This window comes from Synechococcus sp. WC10meta, assembly GCF_047461475.1.
This window is the reverse complement of record NZ_JANSHF010000006.1, coordinates 105,339-126,348: the sequence shown is the minus strand read 5'-3', so window position 1 is coordinate 126,348 and position 21,010 is coordinate 105,339. Positions and strand designations below refer to the sequence as shown.

18 protein-coding genes are annotated in these 21,010 nt (G+C 58.1%); 7 read left to right on the top strand and 11 right to left on the bottom strand.

Features of this window, described 5'->3' with window-relative positions; translation table 11 throughout:
* The 6 genes from NW804_RS04870 to csx2 all read right to left on the bottom strand — a co-directional run.
* Nucleotides 1–422: Uma2 family endonuclease (locus NW804_RS04870; RefSeq protein WP_414422989.1), on the bottom strand; the 422-nt coding region annotated here is incomplete at its 3' end.
* Nucleotides 422–814, bottom strand: a complete 393-nt coding sequence (locus tag NW804_RS04865; RefSeq protein WP_414422988.1) for a hypothetical protein — start codon at nucleotides 812–814, stop codon at nucleotides 422–424. The genes NW804_RS04865 and NW804_RS04870, both read right to left, overlap by 1 nt.
* A 13-nt stretch (nucleotides 815–827) precedes the next feature.
* Entirely contained in the window at nucleotides 828–1,598 is a 771-nt protein-coding gene (cmr4, locus tag NW804_RS04860) for a type III-B CRISPR module RAMP protein Cmr4 (RefSeq protein ID WP_414405930.1), read from the bottom strand.
* 45 nt (nucleotides 1,599–1,643) lie between these two features.
* Entirely contained in the window at nucleotides 1,644–2,777 is a 1,134-nt protein-coding gene (locus NW804_RS04855; protein ID WP_414411709.1) for a type III-B CRISPR module-associated protein Cmr3, read from the bottom strand.
* Nucleotides 2,774–5,761: a type III-B CRISPR-associated protein Cas10/Cmr2 gene (gene cas10 / locus NW804_RS04850; RefSeq protein ID WP_414421224.1), complete on the bottom strand. Its 2,988-nt coding sequence runs from the start codon at nucleotides 5,759–5,761 to the stop codon at nucleotides 2,774–2,776. The genes NW804_RS04855 and cas10 overlap by 4 nt, the downstream gene beginning before the upstream one ends.
* Nucleotides 5,762–5,986: 225 nt before the next feature.
* Nucleotides 5,987–7,294 carry a TIGR02221 family CRISPR-associated protein gene (csx2, locus tag NW804_RS04845; RefSeq protein ID WP_414410366.1) on the bottom strand — a complete coding sequence of 436 codons (1,308 nt, stop codon included), beginning with the start codon at nucleotides 7,292–7,294 and terminating at the stop codon, nucleotides 5,987–5,989.
* A gap of 110 nt (nucleotides 7,295–7,404) precedes the next feature.
* Between csx2 and NW804_RS04840 the strand changes: the two genes are divergently transcribed.
* The 7 genes from NW804_RS04840 to NW804_RS04810 all read left to right on the top strand — a co-directional run bounded on the left by NW804_RS04840 (nucleotide 7,405) and on the right by NW804_RS04810 (nucleotide 16,812).
* Nucleotides 7,405–8,034: a Uma2 family endonuclease gene (locus NW804_RS04840; protein ID WP_414422987.1), complete on the top strand. Its 630-nt coding sequence runs from the start codon at nucleotides 7,405–7,407 to the stop codon at nucleotides 8,032–8,034.
* A 43-nt stretch (nucleotides 8,035–8,077) separates the two neighbouring features.
* Nucleotides 8,078–8,662 carry a Uma2 family endonuclease gene (locus NW804_RS04835; RefSeq protein ID WP_414395677.1) on the top strand — a complete coding sequence of 195 codons (585 nt, stop codon included), beginning with the start codon at nucleotides 8,078–8,080 and terminating at the stop codon, nucleotides 8,660–8,662.
* A 27-nt stretch (nucleotides 8,663–8,689) separates the two neighbouring features.
* Nucleotides 8,690–9,298: a Uma2 family endonuclease gene (locus tag NW804_RS04830; RefSeq protein WP_414421226.1), complete on the top strand. Its 609-nt coding sequence runs from the start codon at nucleotides 8,690–8,692 to the stop codon at nucleotides 9,296–9,298.
* 48 nt (nucleotides 9,299–9,346) lie between these two features.
* The gene (locus NW804_RS04825; protein ID WP_414421227.1) at nucleotides 9,347–9,922 is read left to right on the top strand and encodes a hypothetical protein; all 576 of its coding nucleotides are present in this window, start codon (nucleotides 9,347–9,349) and stop codon (nucleotides 9,920–9,922) included.
* Nucleotides 9,923–10,032: 110 nt separating this feature from the next.
* Nucleotides 10,033–13,755, top strand: coding sequence for a PAS domain S-box protein (locus NW804_RS04820; protein WP_414422986.1), 3,723 nt, complete (start codon nucleotides 10,033–10,035; stop codon nucleotides 13,753–13,755).
* A 215-nt stretch (nucleotides 13,756–13,970) separates the two neighbouring features.
* A complete protein-coding gene (locus NW804_RS04815; protein WP_414422985.1) occupies nucleotides 13,971–15,017 on the top strand; it encodes a Fe(3+) ABC transporter substrate-binding protein in 1,047 nt (348 codons plus the stop codon).
* A gap of 121 nt (nucleotides 15,018–15,138) precedes the next feature.
* The gene (locus NW804_RS04810) at nucleotides 15,139–16,812 is read left to right on the top strand and encodes an ABC transporter permease (RefSeq protein ID WP_414422984.1); all 1,674 of its coding nucleotides are present in this window, start codon (nucleotides 15,139–15,141) and stop codon (nucleotides 16,810–16,812) included.
* Here NW804_RS04810 and NW804_RS04805 read toward each other — a convergent pair.
* The 5 genes from NW804_RS04805 to NW804_RS04785 are packed head-to-tail and all read right to left on the bottom strand — an operon-like array spanning nucleotide 16,809 to nucleotide 20,944.
* Complete coding sequence (locus tag NW804_RS04805) at nucleotides 16,809–17,753, bottom strand: F0F1 ATP synthase subunit gamma (protein WP_414410373.1); 945 nt, start codon at nucleotides 17,751–17,753, stop codon at nucleotides 16,809–16,811. The two genes, NW804_RS04810 and NW804_RS04805, sit on opposite strands and share 4 nt — an antisense overlap.
* 26 nt (nucleotides 17,754–17,779) lie before the next feature.
* The gene (gene atpA / locus NW804_RS04800; protein WP_414421232.1) at nucleotides 17,780–19,300 is read right to left on the bottom strand and encodes a F0F1 ATP synthase subunit alpha; all 1,521 of its coding nucleotides are present in this window, start codon (nucleotides 19,298–19,300) and stop codon (nucleotides 17,780–17,782) included.
* A 32-nt stretch (nucleotides 19,301–19,332) separates the two neighbouring features.
* Entirely contained in the window at nucleotides 19,333–19,881 is a 549-nt protein-coding gene (gene atpH, locus NW804_RS04795) for an ATP synthase F1 subunit delta (protein ID WP_414395695.1), read from the bottom strand.
* 25 nt (nucleotides 19,882–19,906) lie between these two features.
* A complete protein-coding gene (locus NW804_RS04790; RefSeq protein WP_414421233.1) occupies nucleotides 19,907–20,434 on the bottom strand; it encodes a F0F1 ATP synthase subunit B in 528 nt (175 codons plus the stop codon).
* Nucleotides 20,435–20,470: 36 nt separating this feature from the next.
* Nucleotides 20,471–20,944 carry a F0F1 ATP synthase subunit B' gene (locus NW804_RS04785; RefSeq protein ID WP_414405918.1) on the bottom strand — a complete coding sequence of 158 codons (474 nt, stop codon included), beginning with the start codon at nucleotides 20,942–20,944 and terminating at the stop codon, nucleotides 20,471–20,473.
* Between the last annotated feature and the right edge of the window lie 66 nt (nucleotides 20,945–21,010).

Sequence of the window (21,010 nt, the reverse complement as noted above, 5' to 3'; positions counted from 1 at the left end):
TCGATAAAAGTTTGGGAAGTAACATCGGACTCAATGGCCAGATCGGGCGGGGGGAACAAATCAACATCGATCCTTCCCTCACAGCCACGCACCTGCTCCAGGTGATTGACATAGAAACAGGTGTCTGGTTCTACTCCAGCCCTTCCAGATTTTTTGAGGGTTGTTGAGCCAAAATCTTCCCAGTCTCTCCCCTGAGCATCGAGGAGAGCTTTTACAATATCTCCAGCGATGCGATGAGGGCGTTCATGCTTGGATAAGGGAGACATAATCTCGAAAGTTCCATTGCAGTAGGCAATGCGAGTATGGCGATCTTCGCCCAGCTCTTCCAGAATGTTCTCGCAGTCTTGCCAGGTCAACGAATGGATGACCACTCGGCTCCCCTCTTGGAGGTGGATAGACTGCAGGGGAATGGCTACACCCATTACTCTCCTCCTTTGACGTCGTGGTAGATGGCCGTGGCCCAAAAGCCAAACTCCTGAGCTAAAGCCAGACCCAGTCCTGTGAGGCCCAGATACTCTTCAACTCCCAATTGCATAAGAAGGTTTAGACCGTTGGAGCCAGCAATTCCTTTTTGGCCAGAGATCTCCTCTAGACAACTAAAAAACTCCTTGACCACTTGCTTTTTTCCCTCTTGGCTAAGGGCATTCTCTTCTGCCTTAAGGCGCAGTAGGCCCCAGGTGGAAAGGTAGGTGTAGAGTTCCACGGCCTGGTTTTTCTGTTCTCTAAGCTTTTCTAGATCCCTGGTCTGGGTTCTCAGTTGGCAAAGCGATTCATAAACGGGCTTGGCTAAGGTGCGCGGGTCAAAAGTCTCCATAAAACTTCCTCAACTAGTTCCAAGACAACTCGACAAAGCCACGGCCTAGGCTCTCCTGGCCGCCAATTTGCAGGAGCTGGTTACCCTGCAGGAGCTTCCGAAATTGCTCCACTGCTTTCTGGGAATTGCCGTTGGATTGGGCTGTTACCCCCCAGGTAAAGTACATCAAGCTATCGGGGGGAATGGCCTCTTCGTAGCGAAAGCCGCCTTCTACAACTTTGTGCTCGCTGAGCTTAACTTTCACCTGCCGCCACAGGCTCATTTGAATAAGGGTGGCACAGTGCTGATCCGGCAAGACAATGACGCGGGTGATGCTGGAAGATTTGACAAAGTTTTGCCAGTTTTCCCACTTCTTTAGACCGTTCTTTAGGATGGCATCCTTGAGATAGATGGGTCGGTTTGCCTCCAAGTTGGTGCTATAGGGCTCCGGCACCTGCAACTTCTGGCCACTTAGCCGCAGCCAGCGCTTGAGCAAGAGCGGGCAGCTTATCCAGATCACGCCGTGGCTGAGGGAAGCCACCGGCACCCACAAGAGGGATCCATCTCCAATCCAAATGGAGCCTTGGGTAAGCTGATCCCCCTCCCCAATTTCGTTGCCAAAAAGCTCAAACTTTAACTCTTTCTCGGCCACGCTGGCCCGCAATTTGCCGCGGATGGTGCTGGAAGGGATGTAGGGCAAGTTGGTGTGGGCCTCGCGGGCAATGCCCAAGAGGTTGCCTTCTTGGGTGGTGCCGCCGGTGTGCAGGGGAGTCAGCAAGGTGAGATAGACCAGGTGAAAGGCCATAGAAAAACACTCCTTATCCGTTAAAACAGGACTTCAAAAGCAAGCTCAATGGGCCCAAGGCAGCCAGAGCAACTCGCTGTAGCCTAGAAGCCGCCAGCGGTGGAAGACGTTGAGCCGGCCATCTTCCAGCTCCGGCTCGTCCTGGGCAAGGGGAGCTGGATGCTCCAGGTAGTAGATGCTGCCAGGCGGGGCGGCAAACACTTGCGGAGCTGGCAGGCTGGTCTTGCGCGGCTCTGTCAGGGACTCCACCCGCAGGCGGCCACTAATGGGAACCGGTTTGCCGGTGGCCACGCTCACCAGAGGGCCAGTGAGGGAGTGGGCAGGATGAGGGGTGGCCAAGCGCCACTCCCAGGGCCAGGCGCGGCAGAGGGAGCGCCCCTCCACCTTTTTGATGAACACGCCGGGGGTCACCAGGTAGGCCAGAGCTCGGCGGGCTTGCCGGAAGGTCTGCTGGGAGAGCTCCTGCAGCACTTGCCACTGCTTGCCCAGCTTTGGGCAGGGGCTGAGGAGAGCAGCGTGGCCTTCTCCCCCTAGCCGCACCACTACTTCTTGCGCTAGGGGCAAGGGATCCCAGCTTTCGCGCTCTGGATCCCAGCACTCGATGGAAAGAGCCAGGCTCCAGCCGGGCTGCAGGCGGATGCAGGTTTCCACAAAGTAGCCATCGGTCTCCCGCACCTGGCGTTTGCCTGCCTGCAGGGTGTTGTGGGGCCGCACTTCCTCTACCCAGGGGGACTTTACTGCCTGCTCCAGATCCCAGCCCTTGCCTTGCAGGGCTTTTTGCACCGCCTGCCAGGGTAGGTAGCCAGCAGCCTTTTGCTTGGGGCTTTGCGGGCTTTTTTCTTCCTCGAGCTGAGCCGCTGTCACCAGAGGGGCTGGCCGGGTGGGATCCCAGCGGTAGCTGCCGTAGGCATGGCCCTCTTCCAGCCAGGGGATGGGCACCAGGGGGGATCCCTGGTAAAGGTGCAAGGGGCTGGGGAAGTAAAGCTGCTCCTCGCAGCAGAGAAAGGGGCCGCAGAGGCGCAGGGTTGCCGGCTGGCCCAGGTGAGCTAGGATAGCGCCGGCAAGGGTGTGCCCGCTGGGCGGAAAGCCGCTGGTGGCCCAGGCCCGCTCCCCCGGCGCAAAGGGCTTGGCATCGCGAAACATCCACACATCCAAAGGCGAGAGCACAAACCAACTCATCGCGCATTTCTCCCCAATTCCACGGTGCGGTTGCGCAGCACAAAGGCCGCCAGCTTGAACCAGTTTTTGATGGCCAGATCCCACGCCGCCGGCTGGGCGGGCAGGCTGTGCTGCCAGAAGTGCTGAATAAACTCGACCAGCTTGGCCTGGAAGCGATCCTTCTGCTCACTTTCGCCGCGAAAGAGATCCCGGCGGCTGCAGAACAAGCGGGCCCAATCGGGCACTGCTTCCAAGGTGGGGGCTGGGTGCTGCTCCCAAAGCTGGGCGGCCTGCTCAAACAGAGAGCTCTGATCCTGCTTCTGGCCCAACAGCTTCCAGTCGAAGTCCAGCAGATCCTTCCACTTGTCGAAGGTGTCGAACTTGCAGGTGCTCACCAGTTGGTTGCCGTTGGCAAACAGCAGCCGCACCTGGACGCTGTCCTTGGGGCTGCTAGAGGCATAGGCCTGCCCCTTGGCCCCTTGTTCGGCCTCCCAGAGGTTTTCCAGGGCAATGGCCAGGGGCACCGAGTGGTGGGCAATCACCACCCCAAAGCTAATGCTGGCCAGGGATCCCAGGGTAAAAAGAGGGCGACGGCTTAGGCCAGCCGGCAACTGCGCCTTTTGCCACTGCCAGTAGTCCCCTTCGTTGGCAAACTCGCGCCAGTCGTCTTCGCCGCCGCGGAAACACTGGCGGATGTCCCAGAGCCAACTATCCCACTCCCAGAGGTTGGTGTAGGCCAGAACGTCGTCCCCCCCGGCGTAGATGAGCCTGCCGGCATAGCGCTGTTCAGTAAGGTAGGGCACCAACTGGCCAGAAAAATCCAACAGAGCCCGGCTGAGGGCGCTGTGGGTGGCTGGGCCCATGCGCTTGCGGCTGGCTTTAACAAACTCGCTGAAGGCGTCCTTGACTTGCTTGAGCTCTTCAGAGTCGAGGACGCGGCCAATAGCGTCCCTCTGGCCATCCGCTAGGCGCTGCAGCGGCTGGGGCAGGTAGTCGTAGTAGGGCTTCATCTTCCCCCCGCTCAGCCACTGGCCCATGTCGTCGCCATCGCCCGCGGCCAGCACGTACCAACTGGCGGGGTTGATGCTGGGGTAGTAGCGGCTGAGGGTGGCTTCTATCTCCTGGCGGCAGCGCTTCTGGGTTGCCTCGTCCGCTTCCAGGTCTTCCACCAGCCAGCCGGCGTTGAGCAGCCGCGGGTGGTAGCGCAGGTTTTGCTGGTCAGCCCACGGGATCCCCCACTTGCCGCGCATTTCTCGGATGACCTCCCGAATGGCGGGGTGGATGGCCTCAACGGCGCGGCAGGCCTGCTCGAAGTGCTCCAGCTCGCGTCGCCCGTGGGTTTTCAGGTAACCAGCCACGCCAGCAGTGAGATCTGGGTAGGAAGCGGCGACCTCGTCTTCGTCGAGGGTGGGGAAGAGCTCCGGCAACACCTTGTCTAGGGCCCGCTTAACCGTTTCGGTGGCGTTGAGCTGCTCGCGGCCATCGAAAAGCCCTGCCTGGCGCTGCCAAAGCCGCCGGCTCTCCCCTTCGCTAATCCAGCGATTCCTGGGGGAAGGGTGAACCACCGGCCCTAGGCCAGAGACGGTGCTGCGCGGCCCAAAGGCCACCGGCAACTGCCAATCGCGGGCCTGTTTGCAGGCAGCCTGCAGCCGGCGCGTCGCCTCCACTGCCGCTGCCCACCAGGAGCCTACGTTTAGCCCTGGCTTGTGCTGGCGGTGCTGCTGCCTTTCGGGATCCCAGAAGCTGATCCGCAGGAACTTCAGCTCCGGGTCGGCAAAAAGCTGCCGCTTTCCTTTGAGATGGTAGGTGCGGTTTTGGGCGCTGACCCAGGGATCCCGCTCGATGGACTCCTGGGACTTGAGGATGGCGGTGTCTTTAAGCCTTTGGTGGGGGGATCCCAGGGGCGCCGCCGCCCAGTAGATCTGCCACTGGTGCTCCAGCCATCCCTTCCAGGTGGGATCCTCCGGGCGCAACTGCACCAGCCAGCGGCGCTCCAGTTGCAGGTGCTCCAGCGCCTTTTGCGCTAGCTGCCGCCATTCGTCTTTGAGGGTCTGCTGGGCAAACTGCATGGCCGCCTGCACCCGATCTTGGGGCAATAGCAAAAGGAGCACGTTGGGGAAGCCGGCAGTGAGGAGGGCGTTGGCAGAAGGCTGAGGGATCCACTGGGCAAATTCGGGATATCGCTTCAAGAGCCAGGCGTCGATCAAGGGCTGGCCGTAGAGGCTGGGGTAGAGTAGACAGTCAGGGCCGTATTTCTCCGCCAGCTCCCAGCAAAGCCGTGCCGAGAGGTAGTGCAACAGCCAGGATCCAGCCCAGAAGTCCCGCATCTTGCGGCTGGCTTTGATCAGCTCCTGGATGGGGTTGAAGGTAAAGCTGGCCAAAAAAGGCCGCGTGAACTTGGGTTCGTCGTAGCCGGCCAAACAGCCTGCCAGGGCCGCCACAACGCTGGTGTGGCTCCACAGGGATCCATCGGGCAGCCGCGTTTCTGCTGGCAAAAGCAGAAGGTTTTCATCGCCAAATTCCCGAACCAACGCCTGGGGGAAACAGCGCCAGAACCACCAGAACACCTTCTGGATGTCCTCCTCTTGCCAGATCCAGTCGGGAACCACCCTTGCTTCCCGCCGCAGCAGGTACTCGGCGCGGGAGCTGGCCTGCCGCAGGGCGCGGTGTTCTTCTTCGGGCAGTTGCCAAAAGCGCTTGCGCCCCGAAAGGAGATGGCTCATCTCTAGGCCCGGCCCCAGGCTCTGGCTGCAATCAGCTACCTGGTAGTCGATGGCAACCGGCAGGTGGCCAATAGCAGCCCGATCGCTGGCGGAGGCGACCAGATCCGCATCGCCAACGCTTTCTAGAGGAGATCCCTCTGCCTTGGGCGAGATCCACCCCCGCATCGCCGCTAGGTTTGGCCACAGTCCTTCCTTGGCGCGGCCAGAGGCGTCGTGGAGGGCCTTGAGGGCGGGGTCGTGCAGCAGACCCCAAAGCTTCGCTTGCCAGTAGTGATAAGCCATGGTGTTCTCGCAGCAGGAAGGGGACGTTTAGAACAACTAAAGACAAGAACCCGACAGCCTTCTGGTGTCGAGGTTACAGAGGCTACAAAACACCATCCGTCGATCCCCCTTGCTTCGTAGATTTCTTCAGCTTTTTTTCTGGTCGTCTGGGAGGATCAAGCTTGAGCTTGGCCAACTTTTTAACTAGGCTTGAAAAGCGGGAACGAAGCTGCCGATGTGTTGGGTTTACCAAGAAGCGGAGGGATCCTTTTCTAGCCGAGTCAATTCGGGAAACAGCGCCTCCAAGCTGGGCAGCAGCTTCTGCAGCACAAAGCTCTCCAAGGCCTCGCCGCCTAGGGGATCGGGATTCATCTGCCCATGGGCCACGTCGTTGCGGTATTCGCTTAGGCAAGACCAAAGATCAGCAAGCTGCTTCACATCCGAAACGTGGGCGGCAATGGGAGGAAGGAACTGAAGCTGCTCCTCTTGCTGGACTGATTCGCCAGTTGCAGGGGGATCTCCCAAGGGCTGCTTTTTCCGCTGGATAAGGGATCCCAACTGGTGTTCAACTACTTGCCGCGCTTCTCGTTGGCGGTAGTTTTGGAGCCCCTCACAGAGGCAAAGGGCGGAGACTACCCACTCGCGGGCCAAGAGAATGGCTTGGGTGGTGAGGCGCTTTTCAACATACCAGCGCAGCAGTTGAAAGTGCTTTTGAACTTGCGCTTGGGGATCCGCCGCCTTTTCTGCCGGCAGCGCCAGTTGGCTGTAGCTATCTTGAATACTTTGCAGCAGTAGGCCAAGGGGCTTGGCAAATTGGCCCGCTTCCTTGGCCAACTCCTCGGTAGGGTGGCGTTGTAACTTGCGCAAGTCCTCCTGCAGGCTGACGGGCCTCACCAGCTCTAGGGAACGGGAGATGTCGCGGATGGCCTGTCCAAAGCCCTGCAGCCGGGTGGGCCGGGGATCCCCTTTGCCGGGCTTTTGCTGCCGGTAAAAGTCCCGTTGAACCCTGTCCAAAAGCTGCCCCAGTTCCACCGCCGAGCCGGTGCTGATGAACTTGTCACTAGCCGTCAGCCAGTCCAAAAGCCGAATGGCCGGCGTGAGATCGATGATGGGGGTTTCTGCCTGGCCATGGCGGTAGAGGCCGTAGTAGAGCCCCTGGATCTCGACGTTTTTAGCCTTGCGCAAAAAGGCGGCTCCCAAGAGCATCAGCACCGGGATGGAGCGAAAGGCGTGGGTGATATCAAAAAGCAGCTGGGTGTTAGGCTCGATGCTATCCACCAGCACGTCGAAGATCTCCCAAGTCTCTGCCTCGGTTTTCCCTTCGGGGATAGCCCTGGCAATTTTCTCCACGTGGGAGGGAAGACAGTCCTGCAGACAGTTCCAGTGCGTAGCGCGGGCTTCTTCGGTAAGCAGGAGAACAACCCTGTCAATCTCAAAAAGCTGGCAGAGGGCTTTGGCAACGTAGCAGGTTTTATCTGCCCTTTGCTCTCCAAAGAAATACACTGTCTCCGTGTATTTGGTGGTGCCCAGGGTAGTCAAAAGGGTTTTGGCCATAGGGATCCTCCAGGTGAGCCTGCAACAATCAAAGCATAGGCGCTGGCAAGCTCCTGCAACCTGAAAGCCCCCCTTCACGAAAACAAGACGCCTTTTCCCAAACAGAGAAGGTGAAAGAGCCTGAAGTTAACCTAGAAAGCAGTTGGCCTCTGGAGCGATGGGGATTCCAGCATGATCTCGACGAAAAGCTATCGCTCACTCCCGAACAACTTCTCGCCTTGCCAGAGGAAGATGCTACCTGTGAGCTGGTCGATGGGCAAGCTGTTCCCAAACATGAACCTATGTCGCCAAAGCGCTTCCACGCTCGTCTTCAGCCTATCTTGTGGCGAATCCTTGAGGACTGGTGTTCCGCTGCTGAGTGTCCCAAGCCGAGATCCGCTCACACTGAATGGGCAATTGTCCTAAGTCGACAAGGGGAGCCCTGGATCCCGATCCCGGACATCACCTACATCTCCAATGAGCGACTGCCAATTGAGGCCATGGCCGATGAGCCTTGTTCTGCCATTCCTGAACTAGTGGTTGAGATTCTTACTCCAGAGCAGAGTTTTGGGGCTGTACTTCAAAAAGCAGCGGGGATCCCCCGCGTTTGGATTGTGGATCCGCAGGCCAAGAGCATCACAGTCTTCTACCCCGATGCCCCGCCAAAGACCTTTACGGGATCCCAAGCTATTCAAGAGGATTTCTTGCCGGGCTTGAAGGTTGTTCCTCAGGATGTATTTGCCCAAGCGCGGATCCCTTAGCGAGCAGCAACCTCAAACAGCAAAAGATAAGGAGGATCTCCTGATGCTATCAACTACAGAGCCGCTGGTTTCAGGTCAAAAACTGACTCCCGAGCAGTTTCTAGCCTTGCCAGAGGGAGATGTTACCTATGAGCTGGTCGATGGACAAGCCGTCCCCAAGGATGCGCCCATGTCGCCCCAAAGGTTTCATGCCTCCCTGCAGAAACGACTGCTTTGGATCCTGGATGCATGGTGTCAGGGTAAGGGGGATGTGTACACAGAGTTAGCGATTGTTTTGCAGCGGCAAGGGAAAGAATGGTTTCCGGTTCCCGACCTACTCTATGTTTCCTTTGAGCGCTGGCCAGCCCAGCATACCCAAGATGGACCTTGTCCGGTAGCTCCTGAGTGGGTGATTGAGATCCTTTCTCCTGGCCAAAGCTTTGGGGCGATGCTTCAGAAAGTAGCCGATTACTTGGATGCGGGCGTCCCCCGAGTTTGGGTGGTGGATCCCCAAGCTAAGAGCATCACAGTCTTTTATCCCGATGCCCCACCGCGGACATTTACTGGATCCCAAGTGATTCAGGATGAGTTCCTCCCAGGTCTAGCGGTTGTCCCGCAGGATGTGTTTGCCCAAGCGAGGATCCCTTAGTTGTTTTAGCTATTTGAGAGGGTTACCATGATTGAAGCTCTAGAAGGGCTAGCGCAAGAGCTTGCTGAAAACTCTGCAGCAGTTCCTCGGAAGATTTGGACGGATGAAGAGTTTATGGCCCTGCCCGATGATGGCAATCGCTATGAAGTTGTGAACGGGGAACTGGTTGCCGTGGGCTCAGCAGGTGCACAGCATGGGTACTATGTAAGTTTGATTCACATCCTCCTGGGCGCCTATGTCCGCAGCCAAAAGCTTGGCTTTACCTTTGACTCTGATACCTCGTTTAAGATGAAGTCTGGCAACCGCCGCTCCCCAGATTGTTCTTTTTTCTCCAAAGAGCGGCTGCGATCCCTTGGCGGGATCCCCAAGGGCTATATCGAGGGAGCTCCGGACCTGGCTATAGAGGTTCTCTCTGAGGCCAACACTGTAGGAGAGATCCACGACAAAATTGTCGAGTATTTTGAGAACGGATCCCGGCTTGTTTGGGTCATTCATCCCGAAGAAAAGTATGTTTTAGTCTACCGCCAGCCTGAGCCCGCAGCATTGAAGCGGCCAGGGGACATTCTGGAAGGCGAAGAGGTGATCCCTGGTTTTGCCTTGGATTTGTCAGAGTTTTTTGCCGAGCCTGAGTTCTAGGGTTCTAAGGCACCTGGTAAACTGGCCCCAAAAACGGGATCCGCTTTCATGGCACCACTTCACCTGCAAGTCCTGGAGCGCAACCCCAGACGACTGCGGATTGCCCTGCAAAGGTTTACCCCTGAGCAACTGGCCTGGCGAGTGGTTGTGGGCCTAGGGCTGTTGGCGCTGGGATCCCAACTATGGGCCCGTTCGCTGCTCTTGGGGTTGGTGCTTGTGGGGGTGGGCCTATGGACTGGGATCCCTTGGGGGTTGGGGCAAATCTTGAGCTTGGATCGCGAAAACCAACGGGTCACCTTAACCCGTCTGCGTGGCCCTTGGGGAATTTGGCGGCAGCAGGCGTTCTCCTATCCCTTGGCTCAATTGCAAGGGGTGCGGATACATCGGGTAGGCTGGGAGGTCTTAGACAACCAAGCCCAAGAGAGTTTCCAAGTCCAAAGTCAGGTGCGGCTCCAGTTTCGCGAAGACCCTTCCCAGCCTGATCTGAAAGAGGAGGTCATCGCTTGCTTCAATAGCCAAGTAGGCGTCAAAGGGAGCGAGCCAGAGGCTTTCGTGCTCTCTCAGCGGCTGGTGGGCTGGATTCAGGCATATCTAGGAAATCCAAAAAAGAACCCCTTGTCCTAAAGCTCCCTTGTCAGGGGATACTGTCCTCCCCAGGGAGATAGCGGAAATGCTGGCACAATGCCTGAGTCTAGGTTAGAAATGCTACCGATTAATCGGCCAGCCTAACTTCTATGAGCGTCCCTAGGGATTTGGTTAACCTGATTACCTTACTCAGCCAGAACACTTTGCCCACTTGGCTTTGGCTAGTCCTTTGGGGATCTTCTCTAGCAGTGCTGATCTACTGGCAAAGGCGGCAGCTGCAACAGGCTCAGCCGGGTTTCGCAGATATCGTCATACTGGCGCGGGCGGATACAACGGTTGTGGAGTGTAACGAGACTTGTCGGAAGGTTTTAGGCGATTGGCGGGGCAGGCGCTGGCTTGAGGCCCTGCCAGTAGAGGAGCAAGAGGAGGTGCGGCAGAAAATAGCCCAGCTCACTCCTCAGCACCCCTTCTTTAGCCAAGTCAGTAGGTTAATAGATGGGCGGGGAGAGGTGCGCTGGTTTGAGTGGGTCAACCAGGGCATCTTTGACTGGCGGGGCCGGTTGCAGTTTATTCGTGGGCTAGGCCGAGACATTACCGAGAAGAAACAGTTGGAAGAAAACCTGCGGCTGCGGGAAGCCCAACTGCGCGCTTTGCTAGATGCCCTGCCGTTATCGGTGTGGGCCAGGGATCCTCAAGGAGTGCTGATTTTACAAAATGCCACCGACCGCGCCTGGTTTGGCGATCTGCTGGGCACTTCTTTGGAGGAGGTGGATCAAGACCACTCCGATCGGCAGAAAGATTTCACCTCTGTCCTTCAAGGGGAAGTTACCAAGTGCGAGAGGAAAGAAATCATTCATGGAGAAGAGCGCCATATCTATTCCGTAGCCGTGCCCCTGAGGGAGCAATCGGAAGGTTGGGGGGTTCTCGGCGTTAGCCTAGACATCACCGAGCTAAAGCGCCTGCAACAAAAGCTAGCAGAGCAGCAGGAGCGCTTTCGCGCCTTTATTAACAACAGCCATGACGTCTTGTGCCGGATCGATGCCCAAGGTTTGCTATACATCCTAAATCCCCCAGTTGTTGAGAAAATTTTGGGTCGTGTCCCCAATTCGGGAGAAGCCCTGCCTTTGGATTGGGTTCACCCTGAGGATCGGCAGGTCGTTGCTGATGCTCTTGAGCAACTCAAGGCTCGGCCTGGCGAGACGCTCAGCTTGGTCTATCGGGCCCAGCATGCCGATGGCCATTGGGTGTGGCTGGAGAGCCGCTGCACCAACCTTTTGCAGGATCCTTTAGTGCAGGGGATTGTGTGCAGCAGCCGCGACATTACCCAACAAAAGCAGGTGGAACTAGCTTTGCGGGAAAGCGAAGCCCGCTTTCGGGAAATGGCCGAGGCTGTGCCGGTGAGTTTCTTCGTATGTTCCGCAGATCTCAGCCAAGTTCTCTACGAAAGCCCCCGGTGTCAAAGCATCTGGGGATACACACCGGAGGAGTTTTATCAAAAACCGGATCTTTGGAAAGAAAGGCTTCACCCTGAAGATCTGCCCCGTGTTCTTCGATCTCTTCCTCGAGTTATTCGAGGGGAGCAGCCAATCACCTACCGCATCTTCCATCGAGATGGCAGCCTGCGCTGGTTACGCACTTCCTGTCAGCCTATTTTTAATGAGCGGCAAGAAATCATCCGCTTTGTAGGTGTTACGGAAGACATCACCGAGCAAAAAGAGGTAGAGCTGGCTTTACAAGCAAGTGAGGCTCGCCTTAGAGCTATTCTGGACGGGATCCCTTTTTCCATCTTCCTCAAAGACCTGGAGGGGCGCTATCTTCACGCCAACAGGTTTTATCTACAACAGAGAGGTTTTGAGCTAGGAGAACTTATTGGCAAGCTGGATGATGAGCTTTTCACTCCCGAAGAGGCCCGCGAGTTCCGAGAGCAGGATCAGAAAGCTCTCCAATCTCCGGATCCTGTCAGCTACGAGCGGATTTTTTCCCGCAATGGCAAGCAATTGAGCCAGTGGGTTACCAAATTTGCCCTGCGAGATTGCCAGGGGGATCCCTATGCCGTCTGTGGCGTTGTTGTGGACATAACTCCTCTTAAGCAGGCTCAGGATCTGTTGCTGCAAGAAGCAGAGCGGGAGCGACTACTAGGGGCTTTGCTGCGGCGGATCCGACAAGCTCTAGACCTGCCAGTTATTTTGCAAACAACCACTGCCGAGGTGCGGGAGTTTCTCCAGGTGGATCGGGTGATGATCTATCAGTTGCAGGAGGGGGCAGGGGGGTTTGTGGCCGCTGAGTCAGTGGTGGATCCCTGGCCTAGTCACTTGGGCCGCTACGTGTGGGATGAGTATTTCCACAAGGATCCCTGCCATCGCAAGTACCAGCAGGGCTTTGTACAAGCCATCGAAAATGTGGCGACCGCCAGTTTGGATCCTTGCTATCGGCAGCTCTTGGAATCTTTCCAGGCCCAGGCCAACTTGGTGATCCCAATCCGACGGGGTGAAGACCTTTGGGGCCTCTTGGTGGCGCAGCACTGCCAATCCAGCCGCCCGTGGCAGGAGTGGGAAATTGAGCTTTTGCAGAAGCTGACCGACCAGTTGGCTATCGCGTTGCAACAGGCTCAGTTGTACGAGCAGGTAAAAGCTCTAAACCAAACGCTGGAGGAAAAAGTGCGGCAGCGCACTGCGGAGCTAGAGCGGGCTTTGCAATTTGAGGCTCTCCTAAGAAGCATTACCAACCGCGTGCGCGATTCTCTCGACGAAGCTGAGATCCTCAGCGCCGCCGTGCGCGAGCTGGGAGAAAGTCTAGATGCCGATGGCTGCGACATCAGCCTTTACAACGCCGATTTCACCCTTGCCACCATCCGCTACGAGTATTGCCCCCGCTCGAAGTCTTACCTAAATCTCTCTGTACCTTTGCAGAGAGGCCCTTACGGAGACGTTCATCGACAACTGCTCAGGGGGCAGTCTTGTCTATTTTGCTTTTCAGGGAAAGCCCTGGAAAACCGCCAAGTAGTGATGGCTTGTCCCTTGCTAGATAAAGGCCAAGTCCTGGGGGATCTGTGGATCTTTCGATCGGCTCGGCGTCCTTTCGACGACCAGGAGATCCGACTTATCCAGCAGGTGGCCAACCAATGTGCCATCGGGCTGCGCCAGGCGCGCTTGTTCCAAGCTGCCCAAGAGCAGGTGCAAGCTCTAGAGCGCCTCAACCAATTGAAAGACGACTTCATCAGCACCGTCAGCCACGAGCTGCGCACTCCCCTCACTAGCCTAAGGATGGCTCTCAAAATGCTGCAGATAGCTCCCTCTGAGGAGAAGCGAGCCCAATACCTGGCTATTGCCGAGCGGGAATGCCAGCGGGAAATCGAGCTCATCAACGACCTGCTGGATCTGCAGCGGCTACAAGCCGGGGCCTATGCCCTGAACATCCAAGCCCTCACCTGGCGGGAGCTGCTGGGGGATCTGCTGACGGTTACCCAAGAGCGGGCCCGCGCCAAGGGGCAAACTTTCCAAGCCAGCGTTCCCCTGGAGAGCTCCCTCACGACAGATCCCTTGCTCTTAGGGCGAATCCTGCGCGAGTTGCTGCACAATGCGGTGAAATACACCCCACCCCAGGGATCCATCCGCTTGCAGATCGAAACGGAAAATTGTCGAAGCCGCATCCAGGTCAGCAATAGTCAAGAGATCCCTGCCGAGGAGCTCACGCGCATCTTTGAGCGCTTTTACCGCATTCCCAGCAATGATCCCTGGAAGGAAGGGGGCACGGGTCTAGGCCTGGCCTTGGTGAAACAGATGGTGGATCAGTTGCGCGGATCCATCGAGGTCAGCAGCGCCGCCGGCTGGACAACCTTTACGCTCCACCTGCCCCATCTGCCGCAACTTTAATCCTCTTGGTGAGAATAGCTCCTAAGAGCTTGACTCAGTACTTGAGATCCCCTATCATTGCCTAGGGCGAAGCTACTGATACAGACTCTCAATAGGCTTGGTCTAGAAAAGCAGGATTTGGAAGGGTTGGTCCGCTTCTAGGGCCAGATCCGTTGCTGCTGACGAAATCAGTGCAGCAGCTTTTCCTGAGATTTTTTTGAGTTTAGGAGTTGGGTATGCGCTTATCGCGACGGCAGTTGGTTAACGCAGCTGTGTTGGGATCGGTAGCCTTGACAGTAGGCTCGCTGGGGCGTTCGGCTCGCGGCGCCAACCGGGAGGTCAACCTCTACACCTCTCGGCACTACAGCACAGATGAAAAACTATACGAACTTTTCAGACAGAAAACGGGCATTAGGGTAAACTGGGTGCAGGGCAACGCCGACGAGATTCTCCAGCGCCTCCGCAGCGAGGGAGCCAACAGCCCCGCTGACATTTTCATGACAGTAGATGTGGCCCGGCTGTGGCGGGCTCAAAACGAAGGCTTGTTTCAACCTATCCAGTCGGAGACGCTCGCTAAAAACATCCCAGAATCCCTGCGGGATCCGGAAGGCTACTGGTTCGGCCTGACCAAGCGGGCGCGAGTAATCATGTACAACAAGGACAAGGTGGATCCCAAGGAGCTGTCCACCTATGAGGATCTCGCTAACCCCAAGTGGCGGGGCAAGGTGCTCACTCGCTCCTCCAGCAATGTGTACAGCCAGTCTCTGACGGCTTCGATCATCTTGGCGCACGGGATCCCGGAGACGGAAAAGTGGGCGCGGGGCTTGGTGGCCAACTTTGCCCGCCCGCCAGAGGGGGGAGATATTGATCAAATCAAAGCCGTAGCCGCTGGCGTAGGAGACGTGGCTTTGGCCAACACCTACTATTTGGCGCGTTTGATCAAATCCGACAAACCAGAAGAGCGCGCCGTAGCCGAGAAAATCGGCGTCTTCTTCCCCAACCAAAAGGATCGCGGCACTCACGTCAACATCAGCGGCGCCGGCATTCTGAAAACCGCTCCCAATAAAGAGGCTGCCATCCAGTTTCTGGAGTTTCTCTCCGGCCCGGAGGCGCAGGCCATCTTTGCCCAGAGCAACAACGAGTACCCGGTGCTGCCAGGGGCGGAGATCGACTCGGTAGTGGCCAGCTTTGGCACCTTCAAGGAAGACACGATCAACGCCGCCAGCATTGGCCGCCTTACCCCCGAGGCCCTGAAAGTCATGGATCGGGCTGGTTGGCGGTAAGGGCTAGGTTCACCCAAAATGCCGGGGTTGCCGAGAGCCTTCTTCTTGGCTCCCCGGTATGGCTAGATCAGATTTTTGCCAGCTCTCAGGAATTGCCATTGCAGTTGATGGGAAAGCTAGCTTGGCTAAATTCAAGAGCGCTTGGAGGCGATGGTTCAGCGGCTGGACGTTGCTGACCGTAGCCTTGACGGGCTTAATTTTGATTCCCACGCTAACAGTGCTGCTCAGCCTCCTTGCCGACGAGCGGCAGGTTTGGGGGCACCTGGTTGACACGGTCTTGGGGCTATATGTGCGCAACAGCCTGCTGATAATGGCGGGGGTGGCGCTGGGAGTCATCCTGGTGGGCAGCGGCACCGCCTGGCTGGTGACGATGTGCGAGTTTTGGGGGCGGGCCTGGCTGGAGTGGATGCTGGTGTTGCCCCTGGCGGCCCCTACCTATGTGTTGGCCTATGCCTACACCGATTTTTTGCAAGTAACTGGGGGCTTCCAGATCTGGCTACGGCGGGTCACCGGCTGGGGGATCGGCGACTACTGGTTCCCCAACATTCGCTCGCTGGGGGGGGCAATCCTGCTGATGACGCTGACTCTTTACCCCTATGTGTATCTCTCGGCGCGGCTAGCTTTCCAGGAACAGTCGGTGGCCTGTTTGGAGGTGAGCCGTTCCCTAGGCTACGGGCCCTGGGCTAGCTTTTTCCGGGTGGCTTTGCCTCTGGCGCGGCCAGGGATCGTGGCTGGCTGCCTCCTAGCGTTGATGGAAACCCTGAACGATTTCGGCACCGTCAGCTACTTCGGGGTCGATACCTTTACCACCGGCATCTACCGCACTTGGACGGCCCTCGGCAATCCGGTGGCAGCAGCTCAGCTCTCGGCGCTGCTGTTGCTGTGGGTGTTGCTGCTGATGGGCTTGGAGCAATTCCTGCGCCGGCGGGCGCGCTACTATCGCCAAGGGCTTAGGCCAGCTCTAGCCCGCTACCGTCTGCAGGGGATCCGAGCGGTGGGAGCGTGGCTAGCCTGTGGGATCCCGGTTGGGCTAGGCTTTGTCGTCCCCGCCCTTATCCTGCTCCAGATGACCCTGCGCCAGGGAGCGGTGGGCCGCCACTTTTGGAGCTACGCCCGGAATAGCCTTCTACTAGCCACCATCACAGCGGTGATTGCCGTTTCGGTGTCGGTGGTGGTGCTGTATGGGCTGCGGCTGCAGCGGGGATCCACCTGGAGCCTGCGGCTGGCAGTGCGCTTGTCTTCTTTAGGCTACGCGCTGCCAGGTATGGTGATTGCCGTGGGAGTTCTGCTTCCCCTGGGGCGACTGGATCAACTGCTGAGCTACTTGCGGCAGGTGCTCTTTCAGCAGCCACCCGGTTTGGTTCTGAGCGGCACCATCGCCGCCCTGGTATTTGGCTATTTGGTGCGCTTTTTGGCAGTGGCTCTAGCCACCGTCGAGGCAACCCTGCTACGCATTCCTCCCAGCCTGGACGAGGCAGCCCGCAGCCTGGGGCAGGGATCCCTGGGCACCCTGTGGCGAGTGCACCTGCCGCTGATGGGAGGCGGGATCTTGGGGGCAATGCTGCTGGTGTTTGTGGATGTCATGAAGGAGCTGCCAGCCACGATGGTGCTGCGGCCTTTTAACTTTGATACCCTGGCCGTTTACACCTACCGCATGGCTGCCGACGAACGCCTGGCCGAGGCCGGTGCCCCTGCTTTGGCAATTGTCTTGGTGGGGCTCTTGCCTGTCATCCTGCTCAACTCCCAAATGGCCCGGCAGCGTAACTTGTACTCTTCCGGACGGGAAGAGACCTAGAGGGCCTCGGCACCTGCCACCACCTCGAGGATCTCCTGGGTAATGGCCGCTTGCCGAGCTTTGTTGTAGGCAAGGGTGAGGGTACGGATAAGCTCAGTGGCGTTGTCGCTGGCATTGCTCATAGCTGTCATCCGGGCCGCCAGCTCGCTGGCTGCTGCCTCCTGCAGAGCCCGCAGCAATTGATTGTTCAGGTACAGAGGCAGGAGCGCATCCAGGATTTGCACGGGATCCTGCTCGAAGATCATGTCCGGCGGCGGGGCTGAGACAGGAGCAACGATCTTGCTGCGCTCGACGGTAAACTCTCCCCCCCGCACCAGCAGGTTAAAGATCTCGTCGTCGCGAGCAGCCAGGCGCGTAGGGTCTAGAGGCAGCAGGGATTGCACCACTGGCCGCGAGCTAATCAGGGAGACAAAGCGGGTGTAGATGAGCTCCACCTTATCCACCTTCTCGGAGAGGAAAGCGGAGAGCAGCTCATCCCCAATTTGAGCGGCTTCAGCGGCAGTGGGGATCTGCGGCAGATTCACGTAGGTCTTGGCGATAGGGGCAGAGCGCCGCTGAAAATACTGCACCGCCTTGCGGCCTACCAGGTAAAGCTGCACCTGCTGCCCTGTTTCCTGCAGCTCGCCCACTCGCTCTTCAGTACGCTTGATAACGTTGGCGTTGTAGGGGCCACACAGACCCCGATCCCCGGCCACCACTAGCAGGCCCACTGTTGCCACAGGGCGCTGCTTTAGCAAGGGCAGCTCGACATTTTCCAGCCGCAGCCGCGTCTGCAGCCGATAGAAAACCTGGGCCAGGCGATTGGCAAAGGGACGAGTAGCCATCACCTGCTCCTGAGCCCGCCGCACCCGCGCTGCCGCCACCAGGCGCATGGCCTCCGTGATTTTACGGGTGTTCTTCACTGCCTTAATGCGATCCCGAATTGGCTTTAGCTTGGCCATAACCCTCTCCCTTGTTGGATCTGCCCTTAGCCTGCCTGAGCTACAAAGCTTTGCTTGAACTCTGCAATGGCGGTTTTTAGGATCTCTTCCGCCTCCTCGGTAAGCTGCTTGGTGGAGAGGACGATTTCGCCATATTTGGGATGGGCGGTGCTCAAGTAGGACAGCAGGCCCTGCTTGAAGCTGGAGACCTTCTCTAGCGGGATGTCGTCCAGGTAGCCCTGCGTTCCCGCATAGATAATGGCTACTTGCTGGTCCAAAGACAGGGGCGAATATTGGGGCTGCTTGAGGATCTCCTGCAGCCGTTGGCCGCGGGCCAGTTGCTTTTGGGTGGCCTCATCCAAGTCGGAGGCAAACTGGGCAAAGGCTTCCAGATCCCGATACTGCGCCAGTTCCACCTTCAGGGAGCCAGCGACCTTCTTCATAGCCTTGGTTTGCGCCGCCGAGCCAACGCGGCTAACGGAAATGCCAATGTTGATGGCTGGGCGAATGCCAGCGTTGAACAGATCCGACTCCAGGAAGATCTGGCCGTCGGTAATGGAGATAACGTTGGTGGGAATGTAGGCCGACACGTCATTGGCCTGGGTTTCCACAATCGGCAGGGCGGTCATGGATCCCTCGCCCAATTGGCTGTTGAGCTTGGCCGCCCGTTCCAGTAGCCGCGAGTGCAGGTAGAACACATCGCCCGGATAGGCTTCCCGGCCAGGGGGACGGCGCAACAGCAGCGACATCTGGCGGTAGGCTACTGCCTGCTTGGACAGGTCGTCGTAGACCACCAGGGTGTGCTTGCCTTGGTACATGAAGTATTCGGCAATGGTGGCCCCGCAGTAAGGAGCTAGCCACTGTAGGGGAGCCGGGCTGTCGGCGCCAGCAGCCACCACGATGCTATAGTCCATTGCCCCCCGCTCGGTTAGGATGTTCACCACCTGGGCGATGTTGCTTTGCTTCTGGCCGATGGCCACATAGATGCAAATGACGTCCTGTCCTTTTTGGTTGAGGATGGTGTCGACCGCAAGGGTGGTCTTACCCGTTTGGCGGTCGCCGATAATGAGCTCCCGCTGTCCCCGCCCAATGGGGATCAAGGCGTCGATGGCCGTGATGCCAGTCTGGAGCGGCTCATACACCGAGCGGCGGTCAATGATGCTGGGAGCTGGGGACTCAATGAGGCGAGTCTCGGTGCAGTGAATCGGCCCTTTGCCGTCGAGGGGATTGCACAAGGGATCGACCACGCGGCCCAGCAGGGCTTCCCCTACGGGAATGCTGGCAATTCTGCCTGTGGCCTTGACGGTAGAGCCTTCTTGGATGTTACGGCCGTCGCCAATCAGCACGGCGCCAACGTTGTCTTCCTCGAGGTTGAGAGCAATGCCCAGCGTGCCATCCTCAAACTCCAGCAGCTCACTGGCCATCACCTTCTCCAAGCCATAGATGCGGGCAATGCCGTCTCCTACTTGCAGAACCGTGCCGACATTGGAGACCTGCATCTCCCGGTTGTACTGCTCGATCTGCTGCTTGATGATGGTGCTAATCTCATCTGGGCGAATGGTAGGCATGGCAGTCCTCTCAGGAAAGGGGATCTCAAAACTTAAGCTAGCTGCAGCGCCAGCCGGCGCAACTGGCCGCGCAAGCTGAGGTCAATGACCTGGGAGCCAATCTTGAGGATCACTCCGCCTAGCACCGTGGGATCTTGGCTAATCTGCAGCTCCACGCTGCTAGCTTGCGTGAAGTCCTTCACCCGCTCCCGGATGGATTGCTGCTGGGCTTCAGTCAAGGGCACTGCGGCGGTTACCTCCGCAAGAACAATGTTTTGCAGTTTCCGCTGCAGCTCCAAGAAACGCTGACAGAGAGCCCCAAGGAACATGATGCGGCGGCGGTCGGTCAACAGCTGAAGGGCGTTGAGCAGCAGCGGGTGGATCTGATCGGCAAACACCTGCTGCAGAAGGTTTTTCTTGGCTTCCGTCTTCACCAGGGGGCTAGCCAGAAACTGGCCCAGCTCCGGCGTGGCCTGCAAAACAGCGGCAATAAAGCGCACATCGGCGGTAAAGGTGTCCAGCAACCCCTGTCCAGAAGCCAGAGAAACCAAGGCCTCGGCGTAGGGATCCACTACCCTAAGAGCCATTTTCCGGTTCAGCATGGGTTTCCGTTTCTCCTGAACTCACCTAGCGGGCAAGCATCTGGATCCCTTGCTCAATGAGGCGATGGTGAATCTGCTCATTGAGGTGTTGCGGCAGCTCCTGTTCCACCTTGCGCAGCGCTTGGCGAACAATTTGGCGGCGCAGCTCTTGGAGAATTTGCTCCTGCTCGGCGGCAAGATCCCTTGCCGCTTTGGCGCGCAGCCGTTCGATCTCCTGCTCCACCTGCTGCAACAGCTCCTGACGGCGGGCCTCTGCGCTAGCTTCCGCCTGACGGCGAATGCGCTCTGCTTCCTGCTGGGCCTGTGCCAGCTTTTGCTGTTCCTCCGCCAGCCTCTCGAGGGCTTCCTGCTTGCGCTGCTCCGCCTGCCGCAGCTCTTCGAGGATGCTTTCCCGCCGCTTGGCCAGCGCTTCCCCCACCACTCGGCGACCCAAGAGGTACAGCAAAGTTAGGATAATGGCGATGTTGATGAGGTTGCTTTCTAGAACCGCCTCGAGGATCCCTGGCTCAGCCACGGCCAAAAGCCAAGCGGGCATCCAGCTAAACCCCAGCATCACAAGCTACTCCCCAAGGAACGTTTAACCAGCCACTCAACGGACGCTACCTAGCAACTTCTCGGTAATCTGGGCGGCGATGGCCTCCACTTGCTGCTGCAGCTGTTCAAGGGCTGCTTGCTTTTCCTGCTCAACCTGCCGCCGCGCCGCTTCCAGCTTGGCTTGGATCTCTGCCTGAGCTGCCGCCAGCTTCTCTAAACGGATGCGAGCAGCAGCCGCTTCCGCCTCGGCAATCACGGCCTGCGCCTGTAGGCGAGCTCGGCTAATCTCCGCCTCGTACTCTTGGGCCAGGGCCGTTGCCTTCTCCAACCGCTCCTGGGCTTCCGCCTGGGTGGAGCGGATGTAGTCGTTGCGGCTGTCAATAACCCGAGTAACCGGCTCGTAGAAGAGAGAGTTAAGCACAGCTACCAACAACAGAAATTGAATGGCGATGATGGGCAGGGTGGCATCCAAGTCGAAGAGACCATTTTTCTCGGCGGCCTCGACGGCCAAAAGGGCTGAGGAGAGCATGGGGCCTCAGGGACAAAAACGGGATTCTGAGCTGAAGCAAGACTAGGGGGCAAGCCGGCAGGGACT